The organism is Aliirhizobium wenxiniae (genome assembly GCF_014201355.1).
In the GTDB taxonomy this organism is placed as follows: domain Bacteria; phylum Pseudomonadota; class Alphaproteobacteria; order Rhizobiales; family Rhizobiaceae; genus Neorhizobium; species Neorhizobium wenxiniae.
This window is the reverse complement of record NZ_JACHEG010000001.1, coordinates 482,859-508,211: the sequence shown is the minus strand read 5'-3', so window position 1 is coordinate 508,211 and position 25,353 is coordinate 482,859. Positions and strand designations below refer to the sequence as shown.

The window sequence follows — 25,353 nt, the reverse complement described above, 5'->3', positions numbered from 1 at the left end:
TACCCTCCTGAGCCGATCACTGCGTAATCGCTAATTAACGCATCGGATGGTTTCGAAAGCGTTTACTCTGGCGGCAGCTGGATCAGAACGGGACGGGTTACCTATTCGGTCGGCTTGCTGGAATACACGGCTTCAGGATCAAAATGACGCGCATCGTCCCTGATTTCAAGGATGGTACGGTCGTCATCTTTTGTTACCGCCCGATAGAAACAAGAGCGGCGACCGGTGTGGCAGGTCGCGTCATGGCCTGCAACGGAGACCTTCAGCCAGATCGCATCCTGATCACAATCGGTGCGGATCTCGTGTACGGTCTGCAGGTTGCCCGAGGTTTCGCCCTTCTTCCAGAGCGATTTGCGCGAGCGGCTGTAATAATGGGCGATGCCGCTATCGATGGTGAGGCGCAGAGCCTCGGCGTTCATATGCGCGACCATCAACAACTCGCCATCCCGTGCATCGGTCACGACGGCGGTAATCAGGCCGTTGTCGTCGAAACGCGGCGTGAAGAGGCCCGCCCCCTCAAGCTCGGCCTTGTTGGCGGAGGGGGCAGGGAATTCTGAAATGTTCATGGGAGATACCTGTGCGGATCACCGGTTGCGGGCAAGCGTGAAGAAACGTGCCTGCTCGGTCGGATTGGTCTTGAACTCGCCGGTGAACGTGGTGGTCAGCGTGCGCGAGCCCTGCTTCTGCACGCCGCGCATTTCCATGCACATGTGCTCGGCCTCGATCAGGACGGCGACGCCGCGCGGCTTCAGCGTGTCCTGAATGGCATTGGCGATCTGCGCGGTCAGGTTTTCCTGCGTCTGCAGCCGGCGTCCGAAGATTTCCACGACGCGGGCGATCTTCGACAGGCCAAGAACCGGGCCGTTCGGGAGATAGGCGACGGTCGCCATGCCCTTGATTGGCAGCATGTGGTGTTCACAGTGCGAGAAGAAGGGAATTTCGCGTACGAGCACGATATCATCGAAGCCCGACATTTCCTCGAAAGTGCGGCCGAGGACTTCTTCATAGGACTGGTCATAGCCCGCAAACAGTTCGCGATAAGCCTTGGCAACGCGTGTCGGCGTATCCAGAAGGCCTTCGCGTGCCGGGTCATCGCCTGCCCAGCGCAGCAACGTGCGGACTGCCTCTTCGGCCTCCTGCTGGCTCGGTCGAACCGGCTGCTGGGCCTTGTCCTTAACCTGTTCCTGGCCGGCGGCCGGAAAATTCTTCACAATCGCATCCATCTATTGTCTCCCGATGCGGTTCAAGGCCGCATCCGACATACATTCGGGTGTGTCATTACCAGTATTCCGACGCCCCGCATAAGCGAGTTTGCGCCGTTCAAGCCTGTCTCAAGGCCCGTATCTGATCGCTGGCGGGGCTTTTGACAAGGTATTCTCTTCCGCCGACGCTCAAAATTGGCAAAAACCTGTTTTATTGATCATCGCTTCGAGGCATCACATATAGTCAGATACAGGCGCATTCCCAAGAGCCTTTACGTGACGATCCGTTCACCGGATCACCGCGGATTACGACGAAACGGACGCATTGCATGGACGACATCTATAACAACAAGATCCTTGAGTTTGCCGGCAATATCACACGAGCGGGTGTGATCGCTGACGCTGATGCGACATCCGAGAAGCTCTCGAAGCTCTGCGGCTCGAAAGTTCGGGTCTATCTCAAGCTCGACGGCGATGTCGTGTCCGACTTTTCCCACGAGGTTAGGGCCTGTGCTCTCGGCCAGGCTTCATCCGCCATCATGGCACTTCACGTCATCGGCGCGACTGCCGCCGAACTGCGTCAGGCGCGTGCCGACATGCTGGCGATGCTGAAGGATGGCGGCGAGGGACCGTCCGGTCGTTTCGAGGACATGCGGTATCTGAAGCCGGTCAAGGACTACAGGGCCCGACATGCCTCGACGATGCTGACATTCGATGCGGTGGTGGATTCTCTCGACCAGATCGAGGCGAAACAGGCTAACAAGCTGGAGGTGTGATGTCGGCTGTTGTGGCTTCCCCCCTCTGGCCTGCCGGCGGTGGCGACGCCTGATGTGCGGCTCCCCCGACTGCAATCACGAAAAATCGGCGCCGAGAGGTCGGTCCCGCAACTGGCAGGGCCCTTTTCGAAAGACGCCCGGCCGCCTCATCGGCATGGGGTTCATCCGCTTCTACCAACTCACACTGTCCGGCTTCATCGGCAATTCCTGCCGCCATATTCCCACCTGTTCTGAATATGGCTACGAGGCCTTCGCCCGGCATGGTTTCTGGTCGGGTTTCTGGCTGACGCTGTTTCGAGTCGGCCGGTGCGGCCCGGGCGGAACTTCCGGGCTCGATCCGGTGCCGGACGAACTGGAAGCCGGATATCGGCAATGGATGCCGTGGCGGCTCTGGCGTGCCGGACGAAAGGCCCGCTAACCTTTACTCCGCAGCGATTTTTGACTATCACGCACGCGTTCCATGCCGCGCCGGCAAAGCCGCTGCGGTCCTTTTTTGACCACCCGCATTCGTTGGCGGGACTGGACAGGAGAATTCAGATGTCCGTTTCCCTTACATTTCCCGATGGCTCCGTCCGCGCGTTCGACGCCGGCACGACCGGCCTTGCCGTCGCCGAATCCATTTCCAAGTCGCTGGCCAAGAAGGCCGTGGCGATCGCACTCGATGGCGAGCTGCGCGATCTCTCCGATCCCGTCACCGATGGAAAGATCGAGATCGTCACCCGCACCGATCCGCGCGCGCTCGAACTGATCCGTCACGATGCAGCCCATGTCATGGCAGAAGCCGTACAGGACCTGTGGCCCGGCACCCAGGTGACGATCGGCCCGGTCATCGAGAACGGCTTCTATTACGACTTCAAACGCGTCCATCCCGATAGCCGCGAAGACTGGCCCTTCACGCCTGAAGATCTGCCAAAGATCGAAAAGAAGATGAAGGAGATCATTCAGAAGAATGCCGCCTTCACCAAGGAAATCTGGTCCAGAGAAAAGGCCAAGGACGTGTTTGCCGACAAGGGCGAGGCCTACAAGGTCGAGCTGGTCGACATGATCCCTGAAGGCCAGGAACTGAAGATCTACAATCAGGGCGGCTGGTTCGACCTCTGCCGTGGTCCGCACATGGCCTCGACCGGCCAGATCGGCACGGCCTTCAAGCTGATGAAGGTTGCCGGCGCCTACTGGCGCGGCGATTCCACCAAGCCGATGCTGACGCGCATCTACGGCACGGCATGGTCGACCCAGGAAGAGCTGGACCAGTATCTTCATGTTCTCGCCGAAGCCGAAAAACGCGATCACCGCAAGCTCGGCCGCGAGATGGATCTCTTCCATTTCCAGGAAGAAGGTCCGGGCGTGGTGTTCTGGCACGGCAAGGGCTGGCGCATGTTCCAGACGCTGACGGCCTATATGCGCCGTCGTCTGGCCGGTACCTATGAGGAGGTCAACGCACCGCAGGTACTCGATGCCTCGCTGTGGGAAACGTCCGGTCACTGGGGCTGGTACCAGGAAAACATGTTCGCGGTGAAATCCGCCTACGCCTTCACCCATCCGAAGGACGAGGAAGCGGATAACCGCGTCTTCGCGCTGAAGCCGATGAACTGCCCGGGTCACGTGCAGATTTTCAAGCATGGTCTGAAGTCTTATCGCGAACTGCCAATCCGCCTTGCGGAATTTGGTCTCGTGCATCGCTACGAAGCTTCGGGCGCCTTGCATGGCCTGATGCGCGTGCGCGGCTTCACGCAGGACGATGCGCACGTCTTCTGCACCGACGAACAGCTGGCGGCGGAATGCCTGCGCATCAACGCGCTGATCCTGTCGGTCTATGAGGATTTCGGCTTCGAGGAAGTCGTGGTCAAGCTGTCGACCCGCCCGGAAAAGCGCGTGGGCACGGACGATCTTTGGGATCGCGCCGAAAGCGTCATGACCGATGTGCTGAAGACGATCGAGGAACAGTCGGGCGGCCGCATCAAGACCGGCATCCTGCCGGGTGAGGGCGCGTTCTACGGTCCGAAGTTCGAATATACGTTGAAGGACGCAATCGGCCGTGAATGGCAGTGCGGCACGACGCAGGTCGACTTCAACCTGCCGGAACGCTTTGGTGCCTTCTATATCGACCAGAACTCGGAAAAGACCCAGCCGGTTATGATCCACCGCGCCATCTGCGGTTCGATGGAACGTTTCCTCGGCATCCTGATCGAGAACTTCGCCGGCCATATGCCGCTGTGGTTCGCGCCGACGCAGGTCGTCGTTGCAACGATCACCTCCGATGCCGACGACTACGGTCGCGAAGTTGCCGAGCAGCTGCGCGAGGCAGGCCTGCAGGTCGAAACCGACTTCCGCAACGAGAAGATCAACTACAAGGTCCGCGAGCATTCGGTTGCCAAGGTCCCGGTCATCATCGTCTGCGGCCGTCAGGAAGCAGAGCAGCGTTCGGTCAACATCCGTCGCCTCGGCTCGCAGGCCCAGACGTCGATGTCGCTGGACGAAGCGCTGGCATCGCTGGTGGATGAAGCAACGCCGCCGGACGTCAAGCGCCGAAAGGCTGCCAAGATCAAGGCTGCCTGATCTTTCGAATATCCACAGCGCCCGTGATGCACGGGCGCTGTCAGAATTTTGTCATTGATCTGAAATATTCTGTTCCTCTCATCAATGGCGGAGATCCCGCGGAGACGACATGCGCTTCAAGGAACTCTCCTACGCCAACGAGCGGGATCCCAAGCTGAAACGCTGGTTCATCCGCTCGATCGAAGGCCTTTCCGGCCGCGACCGTTATGCCCGCCTTTATGACATCTGGCGCAAGGACATCGTCGGCAAGACCGATCGCGTGTTCGGCAAGATGCTCGACCTTATCGATGTCGAACTCGATGTGCAGGGGGAGTGGATCCCGGTCGTAGGGCCGGAACGTCCGCTTGTCATCGTCGCAAATCATCCTTTCGGTATCGGCGACGGGATCGCAATTCTCGCCATGGCCGAACAGCTCGGCCGGCCGTTCCGCGTGCTGATCAATGACGAACTGCTGAAGGTACCGGAAATCGCACCCTATTCGCTGCCTGTCTCCTTCGAGGAGACGAAGGAAGCGCTGGCGATCAACATGCAGACCCGCCACGAAGCGCTGAAGCTCCTGAAGGAAGGGGTCACGATCGTCATCTTCCCGGCCGGCGGTGTCGCTACGGCGAAAAAGGGGTTCGGCATGGCGCAGGATCTTCCCTGGAAGATATTTGCGGCAAAGCTGGTGCAGACCGCCAAGGCCGATGTCGTGCCGATCTATTTCGAAGGCCAGAACGGCCCGCTTTTCCACATTGCCAGCAAGCTGTCGCTGACGCTCAGGCTGTCGCTTTTGATCCGCGAGTTCAAGCGACTGTCCGGCAGCGCGATCCGCGCGCGGGCAGGGGCTATGATGACCTGGGAAGAACTGTCCGGCATCAAGGATCGCAAGGACCTGCTGACGGTGCTGCATGACGCGGTGTTTTCGATGCGTCCGGTCAAGCGCTCGCGTCTGGCGAGGTTTCAGGAAAAAAGGCAGGCTGCGCAAGAAGCGCTTCGCAAGGAAGCGGCCTGATTTTTCAATCCAGGTCCGTCTGGATCCATCTGGGCGAATGATGAATGTCGATCGTCTGCAGGCGCCCGGGGCCGAGATTTTCGAACCTGTGCGGAATGCCCGCCGGGCCGAGCACTGCTTCTCCCGCACCAGCCTCGATCACGTCGTCACCGACAAAGAACCTCGCTCTGCCGGCGATAACGATGAAGGTTTCGTCATAGGGGTGGACATGCAGCCTGGGGCCGTATCCCGGCGTGTCGTTACCGTAGGCGAGAACGGTGACCGGCCCGTTGAGCACCTCGCCGTAGAGCGAACCGCGCCATGGGCCTTCCGTTTGAGGATCGAAGACAACGCCTTTTGCTGCGGGTCTTCCGTCGGGTACCACTGTCCTGGGATCAAAATCTCTGCGTGTCATGACGTCCCTCCCTGACGTGATGAGCAATGACGGCGCTTAGCCTGCCTCGGATTTGGCGCGAAGGCAGGCATTGCGAAAATGATGCTTAGTCCTGCGGTTCGACCGCTGCCGTTTCGCCGCTGTTGCGCGGATTGCGCATCAGGACCTCGACATCCGTGTTGCGGCCGGCCTTGACGCTGAACTCGCGCTGATAGGTCTTGTCCTTGTTGCGGGCGACCGCGAGATAATTGCCTTCCGACAGGACCATGGTCGAAAAGGCGCTGACGCTTTCGTTGACGACGTCGCCAGCCTCGGTCAGCACCGACCATGCGGTATCGGCGATCGCTTCGCCGCCGGGCTGGGAAACCAGTTTGAGAGTGATCTGGGCCGCCTTGTGCTGCAACACCGCCTGGGTCAGCTTTCCGGCTTCCACCTGGATATCGGCGCGCACGACCGCGTTGATATCGCCATATTCGGAGACGACGTGGTAGGTCCCGGCATTCAACCGAACGATGGTGTTCGGCTTGACGTCAGACATGACCAGAGCGCGGTCGCCGTTTTCGCGAACCTCGGAAGAATAGATGGAAAAGCTGAGCTGGCCCGGGGGGATGCGCTGGTCGGTTCCTGCAACGGCATTCAACACAAAGCCGCCTGCATCCAGCACGAGCGTTTGTTCGGCGACATTGCCCTCCGCCGGAACGGTCAGCTTTTTGGTGATACCGGCGCGCCCGAAGGCGCAGTTGACGAAGTAATCGCCGGGCGCCAGCTGAAAATCAGCGGAGCCGCCATTCGAGCTCGCCACCAGCGGCAGCTTGCCGTCTTCGCCGGCAATCGGGCTGAATACCCGCCAGGCGAGGCCATCCTTCATCACGTCGCCGTTACTGGTCAGTTTGGCGCTGAAGCGCACATCCCTGGCGACGGCGCTTTGAGGCAGGATGGATGATGGGGAAAACGCGTTCAGCTTCGGCATCTTGGCGGAGCTGTCGAGCTGCTTGAAGCTCTTGAATGCATCACCTTCCTGCGCTTGAACGCCTGTCACGAGGAGAAGCAGCAATGCTTCTGCAAGGAAGATACGGCGAACAATGGAGATGCCTGACATTCGATGACCGGTTGACTCTTGTTTTCTGACTGGCCACTTGAAGACCATGGGAAAGGCAAATTCAAGGCCTCATTCTACCACATCCCATCAAATGGACTACCGCACCTCTGGCAAACCGCACCAAATGGAAGTTTCGGACATGACTAATGACGTAAGGCTGATTGACTATCTGCGTGAACGCCACTCGACGCCGGTCGCGCAGATCAAGGGGCCGGCTCCGGATGCGGCGGAACTCGATGACATTCTCACGTCAGCCGTGCGCGTGCCTGACCATGGAAAGATCGCCCCATGGCGGCTTGTCGTCTATCGCGGTGATGTCTGCGTCTCGCTCGGCGAAACGTTCCTGGAGATCGCTTCTGCGCAGAACGGCGAAATGACCGACGCGGCAAAAGAAGCCGAGCGGATGCGCTTCACCCGCGCGCCGCTGGTCGTCGGTGTGATCAGCACCGCTGCGCCGCATGCGAAAATCCCCGAATGGGAGCAGGTCCTGTCTGCCGGGGCCGTGTGCCTCAACATGCTGATGGCCTGCGAGGCACGCGGTTATGTCGCCAACTGGCGCACCGAATGGGTTGCTTATGATGCGAAAGCCCTAACCGCGCTTGGTGTGAAGGAAGGCGAAAAGGTTGCCGGCTTCATCCATATCGGTTCCAGCGATTTCCCGATGCCGGACCGGCCGCGTCCTCAGCTTGCCGATATCGTCACCTACGCCTGAGGCTGAACCTGCATGTTTTACCGGACCGACAAGAATGACCATGGCATGGCGCACGATCCCTTCAAGGCGATCGTGGCGCCACGCCCGATCGGCTGGATCGGCACAAAGGGCAGGGACGGGTCGTTCAACCTCTCGCCCTACTCCTTCTTCAACATCGTCTCCGATACGCCGAAACTGGTGATGTTTTCGTCGTCGGGCCGCAAGCACAGTCTCAGGAATGCCGAGGAGACGGGCGTGTTTACCGCGAGCCTGGCGAGCCGGCACCTCGCGGATCACGTCAACGCATCCTCGGCACCGGTAGAGTACGGTGTCGACGAGTTCGAGCTGGCCGGTCTGACTGCGGCGATGGGGCGGGTGGTCGATGCTCCTTATGTGGCCGAGGCCTATACGGCGCTGGAATGCCGTCTGACCGAGATCATCCAGCCGAAGGGGCTCAACGGCGAGACGTCGCAATCCTTCATGGTCTTCGGTCAGGTCGTCGGCATCCATATCAGCGAGGAAATCATTCGCGACGGGCGAATCGCCATGGATCTCGCTCGTCCGATCGCCCGCATGGGATATATGGATTATGCGGATGGCGGCACGGATGTGTTCCAGATCGCCCGACCGACCCGATAACGCCGCCTGATAAACCTGCCTGGATGTCTAGGTTAACAAACGTGGTGAACCAATATTAACCTTTTGGATCTAGCGTTCGGCAAGTCGGCCCGTTGAGGCGTCGGCCAGATTCCGGGGCGCATTGTGATCGTACAGGTATTTCTACGTTGGGCTGAAACGGCAAGGACCGGCGATCGGGCAAGAGCTGCAAGCGCGCTTGCCAAGGCGTTCGTAGGTTCGTCGCTTGGCCCGGACGAGCATCGCGCCGCAATAATGGCAATGACCTATCTGCTGGACGATCCGTCGCCGAAGGTGCGGCTGTCGCTGGCAGAAGCTCTTGCGTCCTCTGACGTTGCTCCGCGTCCAATCATCATGTCCCTCGCCGAAGACCAGCCGGAGATCGCCTGCACGGTGATTGCCTGCTCTCCCGTCCTGCGGGATGCCGATCTTGTCGAACTTGCAGGACGTGGCGATTCGTTCACGCGATCTTTGGTCGCAACACGGCCGGGGCTCGGCTGCAGTGCTGCTGCCGCGGTTGCCGAGGTGGGTGACGGCGCCGAGATAGTCCTTCTTTTGGAAAACGATACCGCCTCTATCAGCCGCATTACCCTGCGCCGCATGGCGCAGCGCTTCGGTCATCTGGCCGATGTGCGGCATCTGCTGCTCGAGCGCGGCAACCTTCCTGCCGATGCGCGACACATGCTGGTGGCCCATGTGGCGGCTGCACTTGCAGGTTCGGACCTTGTCACCAGAACGATAGGTGCCAAGCGTATCGACGTCATGACACGCGAAGCCGGTGACGAGGCGATCGTCGCGATTGCCGGATCGATCTTTCAGGATGAAATACCGTTGCTGGTCGAGCATCTGAAGACGAGCGGGCGGCTCACCCCGGCGCTTCTCATTCACGCGCTTTGCAGCGGCAAGGTGGATTTTTTTGCATCGGCCATCGTTTCGCTCGTTCATCTGGAAGAGCGCCGCGTGCGTGCGATCCTCGCGACCGGCAGGGTTCATGCGGTGCGAGCCTTGTTCGAAGCGGCCGGGATAGGGCGTGATATCGTCGCCGTGTTTGTCGAGGCGGTATTCTTGTGGCGGCGCGCAGCCGCTGGCGGTGGTCTTGATACCTGTTATTTCGGGCTGCTCGAGCAGTTCGAGGGGTTACGCGGAGATGGTGGTGCGGTCGGGCAATTGCTGGATATGGTAGATCTGCTCCATCGCGGCGAGCTGCGTCGCAGCGCACGCTCCTACGCTGCAGATGTTTCACTCGTCGCCTGATCGGCTGTAAAGTCGCAGATTATGGCGTCAGTGATCGAACTTGCGTGCGACCCAGGAATAGCCGCCTTCCACGAGACGCACCGGCTTCGTCATCAGCGTTTTCACGCCTTCTGTTGTCGGTAGCACGGTCTTCACACGCTGTATGGCCCGTCCGGCCAGTGTTTCCGCCTCTTCCGGCGTCACTTCGGCGACTTCGACCTTCTGCGCATTTGCGTCCACCGACGTTTCAGACGTGTTCTTATCGGCCGGTTGACGTTCCGGTGAGGCGGAAGGGCGCGTTACCGGGATAGGGCCGACATTCGGTATGCCGGCGATTTCCGGGTCCTGGCAGACGGCGATCAGGACCGGATAAGGCTGGTTCGCATAGGTCGGAAGGTGATCTTCCGAAACCGAATCGCACATTGCCACTGTCGGCCAGCGCTCCTGGGCGGTCGCGATATACTTACAGTCAGTCCCGCTGTCGTTACAGCCGAGAATGGTCATGACAATGAGGGCAGCGTTCATCCATATCTCCAACACGTTCCACCGAGCTTATGGTGAAGATCATGGCTCGATAAAGGCTGGATGAGATTGGCTAGCGCCTCAGGGGCCGGAAGCCTTGCGTACCGCCGGTAAGTCTTCCTCAGCAAGCACTACCTCGGGATCAGAGGGCTGTTCCGCCTCTGTTACATCGGCGATCTTGACCTCGCGAATCCACTCGCGCCAGATCGATACGACGAGGGCCATGAGTACCGGTCCGATGAACAGGCCGAGAAAACCCATGGTCTTGACGCCGCCGACAAGGCCGAAAAATGTCGGCAGGAAGGGCAGCTTGATCGGGCCTCCGACAAGGCGGGGGCGCAATGTCTTGTCGACGATGAAAAGTTCGACACTGCCCCAGATGAACAGGCCGGCGCCTGCAACATAGGAGCCATTGGCGACGAGGTAAGCCGATACCAGCGTGAAGGATAGCGGCGCGCCACCCGGAATGAGAGCCATGATGCCGGTAAGCACGCCGAATGTGACGGGCGAGGGAACGCCGGCGATCCAGTAGGCGATACCGAGCACGATGCCTTCACCGATGGCGATCAGCGTCATGCCGGTAACGGTGGAGCTTATCGTGGCAGGCACGACGCGAGAGATCCGTTCCCAGCGTGTCGGAAAAATCCGCTCGCCCAGAAGGTCGATCTGGCCGCTGAAGGAAGCGCCGTCGCGATAAACGAAAAACAGCGCGATCAGCATGAACAGTAACGTCAGCATGATGTGGAAGGCGCTGTTTCCGGCCACAAGCACGCCATGATAGATTGCACCGATATTGGCGCCGCTGATTAGCTGCGCAAGTTCCCCGACAGCACCGGGAGCGCCGATATGGCGGGTCCATTGAGTGCCGAGCCATTCTCCGGCAAAGGGCAGGCCGATAATCCAGCCCGGTGGAGGCGCGCCGTTGCGGTTGACCTCGACGGCCCAGCGGAACCAGTCAGCGATTTCCCTGGCGGCGTAGGATGCACCGATGCTGATCGGGATGACGATGAAGAGAACGATGAAGATAATCGCCAGCGTTGCACCGATCGTGGTGTTGCCGCCGACATGGGTCAGCAGGCGCCGGTAGAGTGGCCAGCTGGCAAAGCCGATCACCAGGGCAGCAAGTACCGGAACCATGAAGCCGTGAAAGAAATAAATGGCGGCGGCAGCTACAATGATCAGTAGCCAGCGCGCAGCCGAAATCGGTGAGATCAGGGCAACCCTGTTCGGGCTAACGGGGCCAAGCCAACGAGGCTCGGCGCTGCCTTTTCGATTGCTGCTGCGGTTCACCATCAATTCCTGTCTAAATCTGGCTCCTATATGGCCAGAGAAGGTCGTGAAAACAAGCTTCGCACCGATTCATTAAAACGCTACTTCCTTACTTGCGGTAACGCTTAGATGCGATAGAAATATGAAATTGCCAATTGGCGATGCCGCTCCATTTAACACGGGTATGTTTTAAACAGCTTGCGGGTCTTTAGATAGGCGCGCCGGAAAATAGGAGCCATGTGTGCCATTGGCAGGACGGGAGCTTCAAGGGAAAATTGATGCGTCAGACTGAAGCGGTCAACCTAACCAACTGCGACCGTGAACCCATTCATATTCCCGGCTCCATTCAGCCGCATGGTTGCATGATGGTCTGTGACGGCGTCGGTTCCGTCATCCTGCAGCATTCCGCCAATCTGGCAGAGATGTTGGGGCTCACATCTCCCGTGATCGGCGAAAGGCTTGAAACGGTCTTGGGTGGCGATGTTGCACATACGCTGCGCAACGCGCTCGCGACATCCGACGATCCTGCCCGGCCCGCCCTGCGGCATGCTTTGCGCCTTGCTTCGGGTCCTGTCATGGATATTGCGCTTCACCGCAATGGCGAAAAAGTGATCCTCGAATTCGAGCCGGCATCCAATGATACTGACCAGCCACTCGAAGTGGCCCGCATGCTGATCAGCCGGATCCGCAACGTTTCCAGTCTCGACCGGCTGGTGCAGAGCGCTACAAGGCTGATGTATGCGATGCTCGGTTATGACCGGGTCATGGTCTACCGTTTCGAGCAGGATGGCTCCGGCAAGGTCATCAGCGAATACAAGAGACGCGATCTGGAGAGTTTTCGTGGCCAGTATTTTCCGGCCGGCGATATCCCGGTACAGGCGAGGGCGCTCTACATCAAGAACACGATCAGGGTGATCTGTGACGCCAATTATCAGCGTGTGCCGATCGTGCCTGAACTGGATGAGGACAACCAGCCGCTCGATCTTTCCTTCGCACATTTGCGCAGCGTTTCGCCGATCCATTGCGAATATCTGCGCAACATGGGCGTCGGCGCTTCGATGTCGATCTCGATCGTGGTCGATGGCGAACTCTGGGGCCTGATCGCATGCCATCACTATTCGCCGAAAATCCTGTCCATGCCGCAGCGGGTAGCGGCGGAAACGTTCGGCGAGTTCTTCTCGCTGCATCTTTCGGCGCTCAGGCAGAAGGAACTGCACGAGACTGCAAGCGTTGCACGTCGGTCGCTCGACCGGTTCCTGCAGGAAGCTTCGCATCATCGCGACATCAGCCTGCTGCTGCGGGGGTCGCTTGAGGCTTTCTCGACCATGCTGCCGTGCGACGGGGTCGGCCTGTGGCTGGATGGCGTCTGGTCAAGCCAGGGGAGCACACCGCCACTCGAGATGATCGGAGAATTGGCGGACGAGATCGGCGGGCTGACTGGCGGCAAGGTCTGGTCGACCTTTCAGCTTTCGCATGCCATTCCGCAATCCGGCATTTCACCCGACGATGCCTGCGGGGTGCTCGCCATACCGCTTTCGCAGCGGCCGAAGGACTATCTCTTCTTCTTCCGCAAGGAAGTGGTGCAGACGCTGGACTGGGCGGGCAATCCGGACAAGTCCTATGTGACCGGCCCGATGGGCGACCGGCTGACACCGCGCAAGAGCTTCGCCATCTGGAAGGAAACCGTCAGGCTGCAGGCCCAGCCCTGGACCGACAGCGACCGGGAGATCGGTGAAGCTATTCGCGCGGTTCTCGTCGAGATCGTGTTGCATCACAACGAAATGCTGGCCGAGGAACGCGGCAAGGCGGACGTGCGCCAGCGGATGCTCAACGAGGAACTCAATCACCGGGTCAAGAACATCCTTTCGATCATCAAGGCTCTTGTCGGCCATCCTGTCGAAAGCGGGCGCAGCCTTTCCGATTATGTCGGTTCGCTGAAGGGACGCATTCAGGCGCTGGCTTTCGCGCATGACCAGGTGGTGCGCGGCGGTGATGGCGGTTCGCTGCTGGATCTCCTGGAGGCGGAACTGCGCCCCTATATGGAGGGCACTCGGTCCGTGGCGCTGGAAGGCCCGCGCGTCTGGCTGGACAGCCGGGCATTCTCGGTCATGGCGCTGGTCCTGCATGAAATGTCGACCAATGCCGCCAAATACGGATCGCTCTCGGTGCCGGGCGGCAGGCTCGATGTTCGGTGGAAAAGGCTCGAAACGGGGGCTTGCGAGCTGAGCTGGATCGAAAGTGGCGGGCCTGCGGTAAAGCCACCGAGCCGAAGTGGCTTCGGCAGTGTTCTGATCGGCCGCAGTATTCCTTACGAGCTCGAAGGCGCGGCAGAGGTGAGTTATCCCGAGACAGGCATAGAGGCACGTTTCGTCGTGCCGTCGAAACATCTGCATGGCGATGACGATGTCACGACTATTCACATTGGCGATGTAGAGGCTGCCGAAACGGGAAGGCTCGAGACGCCTCATCTGGCGGAGAAGGAATTCCTGCTGGTCGAGGACCAGATGCTGATTGCGGCTGATGTCGAATCCATGCTGGCGGAACACGGGATCAACAAGGTGACGACGGCGCCTTCGGTTTCAGAAGCGTTGCGCAGGCTTAAGGGATTTACCCCCGACGTCGCGATCCTCGATGTCAATCTTGGGTCAGGCACGTCGCTTCCGATCGCCGAGGAACTGGTGCGGCGCGGTGTGCCCTTCATCTTTGCCACCGGATATACCGACCGTTCGATCATTCCGGCCAATCTGACCGCGCCGATCGTCCGCAAGCCTTATGAGGCGGAGGCCTTGATCTCCGCCGTCACCAAGCTGCTTGAGACCCGTTAAAGCGTCATCACCGCCAAAGGCGCAGGACGGGCGAAGTCGTCCTGTGCGGCAATCATGTTGAGTTCGCGTCTTCCGGCGGCAAGCGTCTTTTCGAACAGCGCGAAAATGCTGGAGGCGGTTTTCGACAGCGCCTGATCTAGCGGTGCGCCGGACAGGATGTGGCCGAGGAAAAGCGCCGAGGTGCAGTCACCTGCGCCGTTCGGTGCCGGATCGAATTTAAGGCGCGGCGTGGTGGCGAGGAACTGCTCGCCCGATTTCGACGATGCCAGCATCTGGATTTCGTCGTCGCGCGTGCCGTCATGGATCAGTGAGGTGAGAAGCACCGTTTCAGGGCCCATCTCATGGATCATCCGACAGGCCTTGCGGGCGTCGTCGAGTGTCAGGATCTGGCGGCCAGCGAGATATTCCAGCTCGAACTGGTTCGGGGTGATGATCGAGGCGCGGGCGAGCGCCTTCTGGCGGAAATAGTCGGGAATGCCGGGGCGGACGAAAAAGCCGCGGCCGACATCACCCATGACCGGATCACAGAGCCAGCGCGTTCCTTCAGGCAGTCGGTCGAGAACCGAGAGGATGATTTCGCCGATCGCCGGGTCGCCGAGATAACCGGTCAGAAGCGCATCCATCTTCTGCAGCGCTCCAAGGCTTTCCAGCCCCTCAATAATGCTCTCGATATGGGCGGCGGAAAACACCTCGCCAGTCCATTTCAGATAACCGGTGTGGTTGGAGAACTGCACCGTGTTGATGACGGTGACTTCATGCCCGAGGCGCTGCAGGGGGAGCGTGGCAGCGCGATTTCCCACATAACCATAGGCGACATGGGACTGGATTGAGAGGATCTGCTTCATGGCGGGGTGCTTCATTCAGATGATCGAAAACGATCTTTCCGGTGAAGCATGCCGCGCCCTGTCGCGCAATCCTCTCCTTTCCCGATAGCGTCAGATATCGAGATTTTCGGCAAAAGCCGCGCGTTCCTGGATGAAGCGGAAGCGTGCTTCGGCCCTCGTGCCCATCAGATTGTCGACCGCCTCGCGGGTGCCTTCGAAATCGACCTCATCGATATCGACGCGCAGCAGCGTGCGCTTGGCCGGATCCATGGTGGTTTCCTTCAGCTGCGCGGCCATCATCTCGCCAAGACCTTTGAAGCGTCCGATCTCGACCTTCTTGTTCTTGAAGACGGTTTCCATCAGTTCGGCACGGTGGGCGTCGTCGCGGGCATAGACCGTCTTGCCACCCTGACGGATGACATAGAGCGGCGGTACCGCCAGGTAGAGATGGTTGCCGCGGATCAGTTCCGGCATTTCCTGATAGAAGAAGGTGATCAGCAGCGAAGCAATGTGGGCACCGTCGACGTCGGCATCGGTCATGATGATGACGCGCTCGTAACGAAGGTCTTCCTCTCGGTATTTCGAACGCGTGCCGCAGCCGAGCGCCTGCACCAGATCGGCGATCTGCTGGTTGGCAGAGAGCTTTTCACGGCTGGCGGAACCGACGTTCAAGATCTTGCCGCGCAGGGGAAGAATCGCCTGATTGGTTCGGTTGCGCCCCTGTTTGGCCGAGCCACCTGCCGAGTCACCCTCGACGATGAACAGTTCCGCGCCCTCGGCGGTATTCTGCGAGCAGTCGGCCAGCTTGCCGGGCAGACGCAGCTTGCGTACCGCGGTCTTGCGGTTGACTTCCTTTTCCTTGCGGCGACGCAGGCGCTCTTCGGCGCGTTCGATCACCCAGTCGAGCAGCTTTGCAGCTTCGGCAGGGTTGCCGGCGAGATAATGGTCGAAAGGATCGCGCAGCGTGTTTTCGACAAGACGTTGCGCCTCGACAGTGGCGAGCTTGTCCTTGGTCTGGCCGACGAATTCCGGTTCGCGGATGAAGACCGAGAGCATGCCGACAGCCGAAATCATCACGTCGTCGGTGGTGATTTCCTTGGCGCGCTTGTTCTGGGTCAGTTCGGCGTAGTTCTTCAGGCCCTTGGTCAGCGCAATGCGCAGGCCGGCCTCATGCGTGCCGCCTTCCTGGGTCGGAATGGTGTTGCAATAGGAATGAAGCTGCGGATCGCCGCCATACCAGGTGATCGCCCATTCCATGGCGCCATGACCGCCGGTCTTTTCCGTGCGACCGGAGAAGATCTCGCGGGTGACGGTGAAATCCTTGCCGAGCGTTGCGGCCAGATAATCCTTCAAACCACCCGGAAAGTGGAAGACGGCCTTGTCCGGGATCTCGCCGCCTTCCGGCACGACGCCCGGATCGCAGCTCCAGCGGATTTCCACGCCGCCGAAGAGATAGGCCTTTGAGCGGGCCATACGGAAAATGCGGCCGGCCTCGAACCTGGCGCGCTCGCCAAAAATCTGCGGGTCGGGATGGAAACGCACGCGGGTGCCGCGGCGGTTATGCACATCGCCGAGTTCCTGCAGGCCGCCCTGCGGCACGCCGCGGGAAAAGGTCTGGCGATAGAGCTTGCGATTGCGGGCGACTTCGACTTCGAGCACATCCGACAGCGCATTGACGACCGAGACGCCGACGCCGTGCAGACCGCCGGAGGTCTCATAGGCGTCGCCATCGAACTTGCCGCCGGCATGCAGCTTGGTCATGATGACTTCGAGCGTCGACTTGCCGGGAACCTGCGGATGGTTTTCCACCGGAATGCCGCGACCGTTATCGGAAACGGTGAGGAAGCCTTCGGCATCGAGATGAACTTCGATGAAATTGGCGTGACCGGCTACCGCTTCGTCCATCGAGTTGTCGATGACTTCGGCAAACAGATGGTGCAGCGCCTTTTCGTCGGTGCCGCCGATATACATGCCCGGGCGCATGCGCACCGGTTCGAGACCTTCGAGAACACGGATCGACGAGGCGCCGTAATCTTCGCCGCCGCTCTTGAGCGGGGCTGGGCGGGGCGTGGACGGTTCGGCGGCAATGGCGGGTGCCGGCGCAGCCGCGACCGGTTTTGCGGTCGCCGGCTGGGTCGTCACCGGTTGGGCATTCGCCGAGGGATCACCGAAAAGATCGTTGTTATTGTCGTCCATCTGGTCTTTCACTGCTGCCTGCCGAGGTGCCGAGGAGGAAGCCATACCCGTCTCATATTGTTTCGAATCACTTGCGATTCTGCCAGAAAACCGGCTTTTTCGCGATGCCGCGCGCGCGGCCTTTGCTGCCAGCAATGCTAGCTAGACCCTGCCATGGCAAGCTTTCAAGACCGAAGGACCTCAATGAAACCCCGCATGTCCACAGTTCATTTCATTTTTGCCACGCTTCTTGCGATCTTGATATCATCGACCGGTGACGTCGTTATGGCACAGGAAGGACCGATCCCGCCTTTCAAGGACGACCTGTTTTCCAGCTACAAGGTGCTGAAGAGCGACGATGGCGGCGCTTACGAGGTGATGGACTATAACGAGCTTCGCGACATCAACGAACGCGACCAGGAACCGGAACGGCGGGTGCGCGGCGCCTATGTCGATCTTTCCGTTCGCCGGAGCCAAGAAAACGAGACGCTGACGCTTGGCAGCCGCAATGTGGACGTGACGCGGGTTGGACCGTCTTCCGGCGAACGCTTTGCCGTGATCTTCATCCATGGGCGTGGCGGAGATCGCCGCCTCGGCGTCAACGACTATTCGTTCGGCGGCAATTTCAACCGGCTGAAGAACCTCAGCGCTCGCAATGGCGGCACCTATTATTCGGTCAGCGTGAAGTCCTTCGACGAAAAAGGGGCAGCCGATGTCGGTGCATTGGTGCGCTACGCTTTCGAACAATCGGGAGGGCGTCCGGTCATTCTCGCCTGCGCCTCGATGGGCGGGATCATCTGCCAGAACATCGTGCGCGACAGGGAAACCGTCCGTTATCTCGGCGGCATGGTTCTGCTCGGCGGCCCGCCGGATGCGGGGCTTGCCGGAACGCCTTACGCAAAGCTCAAGCTGCCGATTTATTTCGGCCATGGCAGCGCCGACAGCGTCTACAAGGCGGAAGACCAGGAGAAGATTTTTCGCGGATTGCGCGCGTCAAACTATCCCGCGCGATTCAGCCTTTTTCAGACCGGAGGACATGGAACGCCGATCCGGATGGTGGACTGGCGCAAGGTGCTCAATTTCGTGCTGACTGCTCGAAATTAGGTGGAATGCGCAGTTAAATCGATCTGTAACGGCGCTCAACCGATTGAATTTCATCAAGGGCTTCCTTGTTTTGTCACTTCGCGTGACTGGAAGGCGGCGGCTTTTGAAGCAAGCGCTTGAATCACGGTCATTTTTCAGCGTACGAAAGAGGCCGAATTTCCGGGTGGCCGGATTTTGCATGCGATGATTGCGATCTTGTTTCGAGGTCGTCGACAATTAGAGGAGGATACCGCCGATGACCCCAGACGTTCGCCCGCTCGTGGCTGGAAACTGGAAGATGAACGGCACGCGGGACGCGCTCGGGGAAATCAAGGCCATGGCCGAGGGTGTAGTTGGCCCGCTGGCTGATCGTGTTGACGCGCTGATCTGCCCGCCGGTGACGCTTCTTTATGTCGCGACGGCGCTTTGCACGGATAGCCCCCTGATGATCGGCGCACAGGATTGCCATCAGAAGGTTTCGGGCGCGCATACCGGCGATATCTCCGCCGAGATGATTGCCGATTGCTTCGGAACTCATGTCATTCTCGGCCATTCCGAGCGCCGCACGGATCACGCTGAAACGGACCATCTCGTTCGCGACAAGGCCGTTGCTGCCTATCAGGCGGACCTTACGGCGATCATCTGCATCGGCGAGACCGCCGGCGAGCGCGACAGCTACCAGACGCTCGACGTGCTGAAGCGGCAGCTGGACGGCTCCATCCCGGATGGCGCGACGGCTGAAAATACCGTCATCGCCTATGAGCCAGTGTGGGCGATCGGATCGGGACTGACCCCGACGAACGAGGACATTGCCGTTGCACATGCCTTTATGCGCTCCGAACTCACCAAGCGCTTCGGCGAGGAAGGCAAGAAGATGCGGATTCTTTATGGTGGTTCGGTCAAGCCGGGCAATGCCGAGGTGCTGATGGGCATCGCCAATGTCGACGGTGCATTGATCGGCGGAGCGAGCTTGAAAGCGGCCGACTTCCTCGCCATCTATTCCGTCTATGAGGGGCTGATCGCCGAAACCTTGTAATCAAGGCTTGGAAAGAGCGATAGGCTCATGTAAAGAGCCGCCAAACTCTAGATTGTTGCCCGCGTAGGGCAGGGACCCGATACATGCAGACCGTTTTGATCGTCATTCATCTCATGATCGTGCTTGCGCTTGTCGGCGTAGTGCTGATCCAGCGCTCCGAAGGCGGTGGCCTTGGCATCGGCGGCGGCTCCGGCTTCATGTCGGCGCGCGGCACGGCCAATGCGCTGACCCGCACGACGGCGATCCTCGCGGCGCTGTTCTTCGTGACCTCGCTGGCACTCGGTATTCTTGCCCGTTACGACTCGCAGCCGACCGATATCCTGAACCGTATCCCGCAGAGCCAGCAGGGCACGGGCAACGGCATTCTCGACCAGCTCGGCCCGGCACCGACTGCACCGCCGGCACAGGCTCCTGCTGGCAACGGCGTACCGTCCGAAACCGGCGCTGCTGCTCCGGCGGCAGGCCAGGCGCCTGCGGCTCCGGCAGCACCTGCTGCGCCGTCGAACAGCGTTCCGACCGGCCAGTAAGGCTCCGGTCAAGACTTCAAGCTCCGGCAGGCCAAAAGCCTGCCGGTTTTATTTTGTGAAGATTCCACAGCCGTTTTAGCGATCGGCGAAATTTGTGCTGGCGGAATCGTGTGTGAGAAGGTAACCGGTGACTCCCATGGCGCGATATGTATTCATCACTGGCGGCGTGGTCTCTTCCCTTGGGAAGGGTATTGCGGCCGCGGCCCTCGGAGCATTGCTCCAGGCGAGGGGTTACCGGGTTCGGCTGAAGAAGCTCGATCCTTATCTCAACGTTGATCCGGGCACGATGAGCCCGACCCAGCACGGCGAGGTCTTTGTGACCGACGACGGCGCTGAGACGGATCTTGATCTCGGTCACTACGAGCGCTTTACCGGGCGTTCGGCGACCAAGACCGACAACATCACCACCGGCCGGATCTACAAGAACATCATCGACAAGGAACGTCGCGGCGATTACCTCGGCGCAACCGTTCAGGTCATTCCGCATGTGACGAACGAGATCAAGGATTTCGTCACCGAGGGCAATGACGACTATGATTTCGTCCTGTGCGAAGTCGGCGGCACGGTGGGCGATATCGAAGCAATGCCGTTCATGGAAGCCATCCGCCAGGTCAATAACGACCTGCCGCGCGGCACCGTGATCTACGTCCACCTGACGCTGATGCCGTATATTTCGGCAGCCGGTGAATTGAAGACCAAGCCGACGCAGCATTCGGTAAAGGAACTGCAGGCGCTCGGTATCCATCCCGACATCCTGCTGGTGCGTGCCGACCGGGAAATCCCGGAGGCGGAACGCCGCAAGCTTTCGCTGTTCTGCAACGTGCGCGAAAGCGCCGTCATCCAGGCGCTCGACGTTGCCAATATCTATGACGTTCCGATCGCCTATCACAAGGAAGGCCTCGACAACGAGGTTCTGGCCGCCTTCGGCATTGAGCCGGCTCCAAAGCCGCGTCTCGACCCGTGGGAAGACGTCTGCAGCCGCATCAGGACGCCGGAAGGCGAAGTCACGATCGCGATCGTCGGCAAGTATACCGGTCTCAAGGATGCCTATAAGTCGCTGATCGAGGCGCTGCATCACGGCGGTATCGCCAACCACGTCAAGGTCAAGCTCGAGTGGATCGAGTCGGAAGTCTTCGAAAAGGAAGACCCGACGCCTTACCTCGAAAAGGTCCATGGCATCCTGGTTCCCGGCGGTTTTGGCGAGCGCGGTTCGGAAGGCAAGATTCTCGCGGCGCAGTTCGCCCGCGAGCGCAAGGTTCCGTATTTCGGCATCTGCTTCGGCATGCAGATGGCGGTGGTGGAAGCAGCCCGTCATCTGGCAGGCATCGAAAAGGCTTCGTCGACTGAATTCGGTTCGACCTCGGAACCGGTCGTTGGCCTGATGACCGAATGGGTCAAGGGCAATGCGCTGGAGAAGCGTGCAGCAGCCGGCGACCTCGGCGGCACGATGCGTCTCGGCGCCTACAATGCGGCGCTGAAGAAGGAAACGAAGATCGCCGAGATCTATGGCTCGACCGAGATTTCGGAACGTCATCGCCACCGCTACGAAGTCAATGTCGACTACAAGGAGCGGCTTGAGAGCTGTGGCCTGGTGTTCTCGGGCATGTCGCCAGACGGCGTCCTGCCGGAGACGATCGAATATCCGGATCATCCGTGGTTCATCGGCGTCCAGTACCACCCGGAACTGAAGAGCCGCCCGCTCGATCCGCATCCGCTGTTTGCAAGCTTCATCGAAGCGGCACTGGAACAGAGCCGCCTCGTCTAAGCCTGTCGGCACCTATGGAATTCGAAAGACCCGGCCTTGGCCGGGTTTTTTGTTATGGAGTTTTGGCGTTGGCATCGCTGACCGTTTTCAGAAGGGTCAGCATGGCGCTGTTCAGCGGCGTCGGAAGGCCATGGCGCCTTCCTGCTGTAACAACGGCGCCGTTCAGTGCTTCGATTTCCAGCGGGCGGCCGGCAAGGCAGTCGAAATACATCGAGGTGCCGGCTTCCGGCGGATAGGCCAGAAAGGTCTCAAGGATCGCTTCGGCTTCGTTGTCACGCAGTTGCGCACCATCGGCGCGGCCGACCGCGACGGCTTCGCGCAGGATGCTCAGGGACAGGTCCTGTATGTCCGATCTCTGGAAGACGCCGAGCCTCTGGCGTGTCAGGGCGGTGATCGGATTGGCGATCACGTTGACCAGCAGTTTGCGCCATTGATAGGTGAGGAAGTCCTCACTCCGGCCGACATCGATCGGCGTGCCTTCGAAGAGAGCTGCGAAGGCTTCGGCTTGTGGTCCGGCCGGGACCAGAAGATCGTGGCCGCGGATATGGCGCAGCCTCACATGGTCGGGTGCAAGCCGCTCGCCGTTGTAATAGACGATTGCCGGGAGCACGGTGGCGCCGTTTGCATGCGGCGCGACGCGCTCCTCATGGGCGATGCCGTTCTGCAGCACGGCCACGGTCGTCTGTGGCGTACAGAGGTTTTCGAGCCACGGCGCGGCCGAGGCGACATCCTGCGCCTTGGTGCAGAGCACGACCCAATCGACCGGCTCGGCAAGGCCCGGGTCGGAAAGTGTCTTCAGCGGGATCGATATGCTGTCTTCGTGGTGGTCGAAGGTGAGCTTGTCGATCTGCCTGCGGGCGCAGACAGTCACGTCATTTTCCGGAGACAGGCTCAGGCAGGCCGCAGCGACGCCACCGATACCGCCAAGTCCGACGACTGCAATTTTCCGTCCCGCCATGTCGACATCTCCTCTCGCGAATTAAGGAGATTAGTCGCTGACGGAGATTGGTGAAACGTCAATCCTGCGACATGCGGTACGGCCTCAGCCTTTCAGGCCCTTATAGGCTTCGAGTGCCCGATCACGAGCCATGCCGTGATTGACGATCGGCCGCGGATAGGTCTTTCCGAGTTCCACGCCCGCATCGGCCAGAACATGGTCCGGCGCTTCGAAGGGCTTGTGGATGTATTTCTTTGGCAGGTCCTTCAGTTCCGGCACGAAGTGACGGACGTAATCGCCGTCGGGATCGAATTTCTCGCCCTGCAGGATCGGGTTGAAGATGCGGAAGAAGGGGGAGGCGTCGGCGCCTGAGCCGGCCACCCATTGCCAGTTGGCGGTATTGCTGGCCGGATCGGCATCGAGCAGCGTATCGCGGAACCATTCCTCGCCGCGCCGCCAGTCGATTAGCAGGTCCTTGATCAGGAAGGATGCCGTGATCATGCGGACGCGATTGTGCATGTAACCGGTCTGCCAGAGCTCGCGCATGCCGGCATCGACGATCGGATAACCGGTCTGTCCCTTGGTCCAGGCGCGAAAATCGGCGGCATCGAATTCCCATTCGAAGGCATCGAACTTGTCGTCCCAGTTTTTCGTGCGCAGATCGGGAAACTCGACCAGCAGATTGTAGCAGAAATCGCGCCAGGCGAGTTCCTTGCGGTAATGGACCAGATCGTCGCGATGTTTGTCAGCCAGCCCGTTGGTGGCGTGCCAGATGCGGGCAGGGGATATTTCGCCGAGCGCCAGATGCGGTGAAAGCCTCGATGTCGCCTCGATTGCCGGGAAATCGCGACCGCGCTTGTAATCATGCAGGTCGGCATCGATCAGGTCTTCCAGCCTTTCCTGCGCCCCGGCCTCGCCAGGCGTCCAGTGGTCCGAAAAACCGGCCGCCCAGTTGGGCTTGGTCGGCAGCAGGTTCCAGCTGTCAAGCGCTTCCGAGCGAGGATGGCTTGTGGGCGAAGGGACGGTCTCTGGCGGCTCAATGGGGCCATGCGGTTCGTGAAGCTTCTGCATGGCGTTCCAGAACGGCGTATAGACCTTGAAGGCATTGCCGGAGCCGGTGCGGATGTTTTTCGGATCATGCAGCAACTGGCCGTGAAAGGCGCGGATGGCGATGCCTGCATCCTTGAGCGCAATGGCGATCTCGCGGTCCACCGTGGTTCGTTCGTAGGCGCGGTTGACGTAGACCGTCTTTGCGCCGGTCTTGCGGGCAATATCGATGATGATGTCATCGGCCTTGCCCGTCGCAAGCGTCAGGTCGCTGCCCAGTGACTTCAGGCTCTCCTTGAGCGCCGCCAAGGAATGATGAAGCCACCATGCCTGTGCGGCCCCAAGCGGACCGATATCGGGCTGTGCCGGTTCGCGGATATAGACGGGAATAACCGGGCCGCCTGCATCAATCGCGGCATGCAGAGCTGCGTTGTCATCGAGACGCAGATCCTTGCGGAACCAGAGAATGGCGGCAGGTGGGCTCTTGTCGGACACGATCTACTCCGTTTGGGCATTGATGCCCAAGCTTACGGATTTCAAGCCTGTCCGGATCACTCGAAGGGGCGAATGAGCAGAATGGGGCAGGGGGCGCCTGCGGCCAGTTCCGGCGCATGCGGCGGACGGACGATGAGACCGTCGGCATGGGCAAAGATCTTCATCATCGAAGAATCCTGCTTCGGATTGGCCTCGGCGACCAGATTGCCCTGTTCGTCACGGGTGATCCTTGCACGCAGATAATCCTGCCGCTGGTCATTGGGGCCAAGCGGCCTTGCAGTGATGCCATCGACCTCGCGCTTGCGCTCCGGCAGATGAGCAAGGCGGCGCAGCAGCGGTTCGAGAAACAGCATGCCGGTGACCATGCTGGCAACCGGATTGCCGGGCAGGCCCAGAACATGCATGCCGTCGAGAGAACCGACCATCAGCGGCTTGCCGGGGCGCATGGCGATCCGCCAGAAATCAAGCTCCATGCCGGAAGCCTTCAGCGTCGCCTGCACCAGATCGTGGTCGCCGACGGAAGCGCCTCCGAGGGTGACGAGAATATCGGCACCGGCATCACGAGCGCGCTTTATGGCGGCGGAGATCGCTTCGTGTCGATCTTGGGCAATGCCGAGATCGATAACCTCGCCGCCATTGTCTCGTACGAGAGCTGCAATGCCGAATGTGTTGGATGCGATAATCTGCGCGGGAGCGGGATTGCCGCCCGGCTCTATCAGCTCGTCGCCCGTGGCGAGGATCGCCACTTTTGGCTTGCGGAAGACGGGAAGCCTCGGATGGTTCATCGCCGCTGCGGCGGTCAGATGCGAGAAATCGATAAGCGTGCCGGCCTTCAGCACTGTTTCGCCTTCGGCAAAATCCTGACCACGGGGACGTATGTGCCGCCCGCCTGTGACCTTGAATGTCGTGCGGATCCGGTCGGCATCGAGCTTCTCCGCATCCTCCTGAATGAGGATCGTATCGGCGCCTTCCGGCACCGGAGCGCCCGTGAAGATGCGAACGGTTTCGCCGGGGCCGAGAGTGCCTTCAAAAGCGTGCCCCGCGGCGGCACTGCCGATGACGGTGAGTTCTGAGCCGACCTGCGGCGCATCGACGGCTCTCAGCGCGTAGCCATCCATGGCAGAGGAATTGAATGGGGGCTGGGTCAGCTTGGCCTGAATGTCAGAAGCAAGCACGCGAGCCGCTGTATCGCCCAAGGGGAGCGTCTCGATGCCGTCGACCGGGCGGGCATTGGCAAGCAGACGGGCCTTGGCGTCTGGAACGGGCAAAAGCGCCATGGCGAAATCTC

General features: G+C 60.2%; 23 protein-coding genes. 12 read left to right on the top strand and 11 right to left on the bottom strand.

The genetic code is table 11. The annotated features are described in order from the left end of the window. Positions 1-101: 101 nt before the first annotated feature. Both hisI and folE read right to left on the bottom strand, forming a co-directional pair. Complete coding sequence (hisI, locus tag HNQ72_RS02490) at positions 102-566, bottom strand: phosphoribosyl-AMP cyclohydrolase (protein ID WP_183989416.1); 465 nt, start codon at positions 564-566, stop codon at positions 102-104. An 18-nt stretch (positions 567-584) separates the two neighbouring features. Next, on the bottom strand, positions 585-1,223 hold the full coding sequence (gene folE / locus HNQ72_RS02485; RefSeq protein WP_183989415.1) for a GTP cyclohydrolase I FolE: 639 nt from the start codon (positions 1,221-1,223) through the stop codon (positions 585-587). Positions 1,224-1,531: 308 nt separating this feature from the next. On the opposite strand from folE, the gene HNQ72_RS02480 reads away from it, so the two are divergent. The 4 genes from HNQ72_RS02480 to HNQ72_RS02465 all read left to right on the top strand — a co-directional run bounded on the left by HNQ72_RS02480 (position 1,532) and on the right by HNQ72_RS02465 (position 5,528). Then, complete coding sequence (locus HNQ72_RS02480; protein ID WP_183989414.1) at positions 1,532-1,978, top strand: iron-sulfur cluster assembly scaffold protein; 447 nt, start codon at positions 1,532-1,534, stop codon at positions 1,976-1,978. A gap of 52 nt (positions 1,979-2,030) precedes the next feature. After that, complete coding sequence (gene yidD / locus HNQ72_RS02475; RefSeq protein ID WP_183989413.1) at positions 2,031-2,396, top strand: membrane protein insertion efficiency factor YidD; 366 nt, start codon at positions 2,031-2,033, stop codon at positions 2,394-2,396. A gap of 119 nt (positions 2,397-2,515) precedes the next feature. Next, positions 2,516-4,534, top strand: coding sequence for a threonine--tRNA ligase (thrS, locus tag HNQ72_RS02470; protein ID WP_210319485.1), 2,019 nt, complete (start codon positions 2,516-2,518; stop codon positions 4,532-4,534). A gap of 109 nt (positions 4,535-4,643) precedes the next feature. Continuing rightward, positions 4,644-5,528, top strand: a complete 885-nt coding sequence (locus tag HNQ72_RS02465; protein WP_183989412.1) for a lysophospholipid acyltransferase family protein — start codon at positions 4,644-4,646, stop codon at positions 5,526-5,528. A gap of 4 nt (positions 5,529-5,532) precedes the next feature. On the opposite strand, the gene HNQ72_RS02460 is transcribed toward HNQ72_RS02465, so the two are convergent. Together HNQ72_RS02460 and HNQ72_RS02455 are read right to left on the bottom strand one after the other, a co-directional pair. After that, the gene (locus HNQ72_RS02460) at positions 5,533-5,922 is read right to left on the bottom strand and encodes a cupin domain-containing protein (protein ID WP_183989411.1); all 390 of its coding nucleotides are present in this window, start codon (positions 5,920-5,922) and stop codon (positions 5,533-5,535) included. A gap of 85 nt (positions 5,923-6,007) precedes the next feature. Next, entirely contained in the window at positions 6,008-7,000 is a 993-nt protein-coding gene (locus tag HNQ72_RS02455; protein ID WP_183989410.1) for a hypothetical protein, read from the bottom strand. 139 nt (positions 7,001-7,139) lie between these two features. Between HNQ72_RS02455 and HNQ72_RS02450 the strand changes: the two genes are divergently transcribed. The 3 genes from HNQ72_RS02450 to HNQ72_RS02440 all read left to right on the top strand — a co-directional run bounded on the left by HNQ72_RS02450 (position 7,140) and on the right by HNQ72_RS02440 (position 9,581). Continuing rightward, entirely contained in the window at positions 7,140-7,712 is a 573-nt protein-coding gene (locus tag HNQ72_RS02450; RefSeq protein ID WP_183989409.1) for a nitroreductase family protein, read from the top strand. A gap of 12 nt (positions 7,713-7,724) precedes the next feature. Continuing rightward, positions 7,725-8,330, top strand: a complete 606-nt coding sequence (locus tag HNQ72_RS02445) for a flavin reductase family protein (RefSeq protein WP_183989408.1) — start codon at positions 7,725-7,727, stop codon at positions 8,328-8,330. Positions 8,331-8,453: 123 nt separating this feature from the next. Beyond that, positions 8,454-9,581 (top strand): DUF2336 domain-containing protein, encoded by a 1,128-nt coding sequence (locus HNQ72_RS02440; RefSeq protein ID WP_373289353.1) that lies wholly within the window; start codon positions 8,454-8,456, stop codon positions 9,579-9,581. A gap of 27 nt (positions 9,582-9,608) precedes the next feature. On the opposite strand, the gene HNQ72_RS02435 is transcribed toward HNQ72_RS02440, so the two are convergent. After that, a complete protein-coding gene (locus HNQ72_RS02435) occupies positions 9,609-10,085 on the bottom strand; it encodes a hypothetical protein (RefSeq protein WP_183989407.1) in 477 nt (158 codons plus the stop codon). Between the two features lie 78 nt (positions 10,086-10,163). Next, on the bottom strand, positions 10,164-11,375 hold the full coding sequence (locus tag HNQ72_RS02430) for an AI-2E family transporter (protein ID WP_210319484.1): 1,212 nt from the start codon (positions 11,373-11,375) through the stop codon (positions 10,164-10,166). 254 nt (positions 11,376-11,629) lie between these two features. Here HNQ72_RS02430 and HNQ72_RS02425 point away from each other — a divergent pair, with 254 nt between their 5' ends. Continuing rightward, positions 11,630-14,176: an HWE histidine kinase domain-containing protein gene (locus HNQ72_RS02425; RefSeq protein WP_183989405.1), complete on the top strand. Its 2,547-nt coding sequence runs from the start codon at positions 11,630-11,632 to the stop codon at positions 14,174-14,176. Here HNQ72_RS02425 and pdxY read toward each other — a convergent pair. Further along, the gene (pdxY, locus tag HNQ72_RS02420; RefSeq protein WP_183989404.1) at positions 14,173-15,021 is read right to left on the bottom strand and encodes a pyridoxal kinase PdxY; all 849 of its coding nucleotides are present in this window, start codon (positions 15,019-15,021) and stop codon (positions 14,173-14,175) included. The two genes, HNQ72_RS02425 and pdxY, sit on opposite strands and share 4 nt — an antisense overlap. A 90-nt stretch (positions 15,022-15,111) precedes the next feature. Then, positions 15,112-17,196, bottom strand: a complete 2,085-nt coding sequence (gene parE / locus HNQ72_RS02415) for a DNA topoisomerase IV subunit B (protein WP_183991234.1) — start codon at positions 17,194-17,196, stop codon at positions 15,112-15,114. A 195-nt stretch (positions 17,197-17,391) separates the two neighbouring features. Here parE and HNQ72_RS02410 point away from each other — a divergent pair, with 195 nt between their 5' ends. The 4 genes from HNQ72_RS02410 to HNQ72_RS02395 all read left to right on the top strand — a co-directional run bounded on the left by HNQ72_RS02410 (position 17,392) and on the right by HNQ72_RS02395 (position 21,586). Continuing rightward, complete coding sequence (locus HNQ72_RS02410; RefSeq protein WP_183989403.1) at positions 17,392-18,279, top strand: alpha/beta hydrolase; 888 nt, start codon at positions 17,392-17,394, stop codon at positions 18,277-18,279. Positions 18,280-18,514: 235 nt separating this feature from the next. Beyond that, positions 18,515-19,294, top strand: a complete 780-nt coding sequence (tpiA, locus tag HNQ72_RS02405; RefSeq protein WP_183989402.1) for a triose-phosphate isomerase — start codon at positions 18,515-18,517, stop codon at positions 19,292-19,294. 83 nt (positions 19,295-19,377) lie between these two features. Then, entirely contained in the window at positions 19,378-19,821 is a 444-nt protein-coding gene (secG, locus tag HNQ72_RS02400) for a preprotein translocase subunit SecG (protein WP_183989401.1), read from the top strand. A 127-nt stretch (positions 19,822-19,948) separates the two neighbouring features. After that, positions 19,949-21,586: a CTP synthase gene (locus tag HNQ72_RS02395; RefSeq protein WP_373289352.1), complete on the top strand. Its 1,638-nt coding sequence runs from the start codon at positions 19,949-19,951 to the stop codon at positions 21,584-21,586. A 52-nt stretch (positions 21,587-21,638) separates the two neighbouring features. Here the strand turns inward: HNQ72_RS02395 and HNQ72_RS02390 are convergent, their stop codons facing one another. The 3 genes from HNQ72_RS02390 to HNQ72_RS02380 form a co-directional block, all read right to left on the bottom strand. Next, on the bottom strand, positions 21,639-22,544 hold the full coding sequence (locus tag HNQ72_RS02390; protein ID WP_183989399.1) for a 2-dehydropantoate 2-reductase: 906 nt from the start codon (positions 22,542-22,544) through the stop codon (positions 21,639-21,641). A gap of 84 nt (positions 22,545-22,628) precedes the next feature. Continuing rightward, positions 22,629-24,065 (bottom strand): cryptochrome/photolyase family protein, encoded by a 1,437-nt coding sequence (locus HNQ72_RS02385; RefSeq protein ID WP_183989398.1) that lies wholly within the window; start codon positions 24,063-24,065, stop codon positions 22,629-22,631. A 56-nt stretch (positions 24,066-24,121) separates the two neighbouring features. Further along, positions 24,122-25,342, bottom strand: coding sequence for a molybdopterin molybdotransferase MoeA (locus tag HNQ72_RS02380; RefSeq protein ID WP_183989397.1), 1,221 nt, complete (start codon positions 25,340-25,342; stop codon positions 24,122-24,124). Positions 25,343-25,353: the final 11 nt, after the last annotated feature.

Bases quoted from the DNA above. Each gene is read 5' to 3' on its own strand.
- hisI (WP_183989416.1), bottom strand. From the start codon at position 566: ATGAACATTTCAGAATTCCCTGCCCCCTCCGCCAACAAGGCCGAGCTT.
- folE (WP_183989415.1), bottom strand. From the start codon at position 1,223: ATGGATGCGATTGTGAAGAATTTTCCGGCCGCCGGCCAGGAACAGGTT.
- HNQ72_RS02480 (WP_183989414.1), top strand. From the start codon at position 1,532: ATGGACGACATCTATAACAACAAGATCCTTGAGTTTGCCGGCAATATC.
- yidD (WP_183989413.1), top strand. From the start codon at position 2,031: ATGTGCGGCTCCCCCGACTGCAATCACGAAAAATCGGCGCCGAGAGGT.
- thrS (WP_210319485.1), top strand. From the start codon at position 2,516: ATGTCCGTTTCCCTTACATTTCCCGATGGCTCCGTCCGCGCGTTCGAC.
- HNQ72_RS02465 (WP_183989412.1), top strand. From the start codon at position 4,644: ATGCGCTTCAAGGAACTCTCCTACGCCAACGAGCGGGATCCCAAGCTG.
- HNQ72_RS02460 (WP_183989411.1), bottom strand. From the start codon at position 5,922: ATGACACGCAGAGATTTTGATCCCAGGACAGTGGTACCCGACGGAAGA.
- HNQ72_RS02455 (WP_183989410.1), bottom strand. From the start codon at position 7,000: ATGTCAGGCATCTCCATTGTTCGCCGTATCTTCCTTGCAGAAGCATTG.
- HNQ72_RS02450 (WP_183989409.1), top strand. From the start codon at position 7,140: ATGACTAATGACGTAAGGCTGATTGACTATCTGCGTGAACGCCACTCG.
- HNQ72_RS02445 (WP_183989408.1), top strand. From the start codon at position 7,725: ATGTTTTACCGGACCGACAAGAATGACCATGGCATGGCGCACGATCCC.
- HNQ72_RS02435 (WP_183989407.1), bottom strand. From the start codon at position 10,085: ATGAACGCTGCCCTCATTGTCATGACCATTCTCGGCTGTAACGACAGC.
- HNQ72_RS02430 (WP_210319484.1), bottom strand. From the start codon at position 11,375: ATGGTGAACCGCAGCAGCAATCGAAAAGGCAGCGCCGAGCCTCGTTGG.
- HNQ72_RS02425 (WP_183989405.1), top strand. From the start codon at position 11,630: ATGCGTCAGACTGAAGCGGTCAACCTAACCAACTGCGACCGTGAACCC.
- pdxY (WP_183989404.1), bottom strand. From the start codon at position 15,021: ATGAAGCAGATCCTCTCAATCCAGTCCCATGTCGCCTATGGTTATGTG.
- parE (WP_183991234.1), bottom strand. From the start codon at position 17,196: ATGGACGACAATAACAACGATCTTTTCGGTGATCCCTCGGCGAATGCC.
- HNQ72_RS02410 (WP_183989403.1), top strand. From the start codon at position 17,392: ATGTCCACAGTTCATTTCATTTTTGCCACGCTTCTTGCGATCTTGATA.
- tpiA (WP_183989402.1), top strand. From the start codon at position 18,515: ATGACCCCAGACGTTCGCCCGCTCGTGGCTGGAAACTGGAAGATGAAC.
- secG (WP_183989401.1), top strand. From the start codon at position 19,378: ATGCAGACCGTTTTGATCGTCATTCATCTCATGATCGTGCTTGCGCTT.
- HNQ72_RS02390 (WP_183989399.1), bottom strand. From the start codon at position 22,544: ATGGCGGGACGGAAAATTGCAGTCGTCGGACTTGGCGGTATCGGTGGC.
- HNQ72_RS02380 (WP_183989397.1), bottom strand. From the start codon at position 25,342: ATGGCGCTTTTGCCCGTTCCAGACGCCAAGGCCCGTCTGCTTGCCAAT.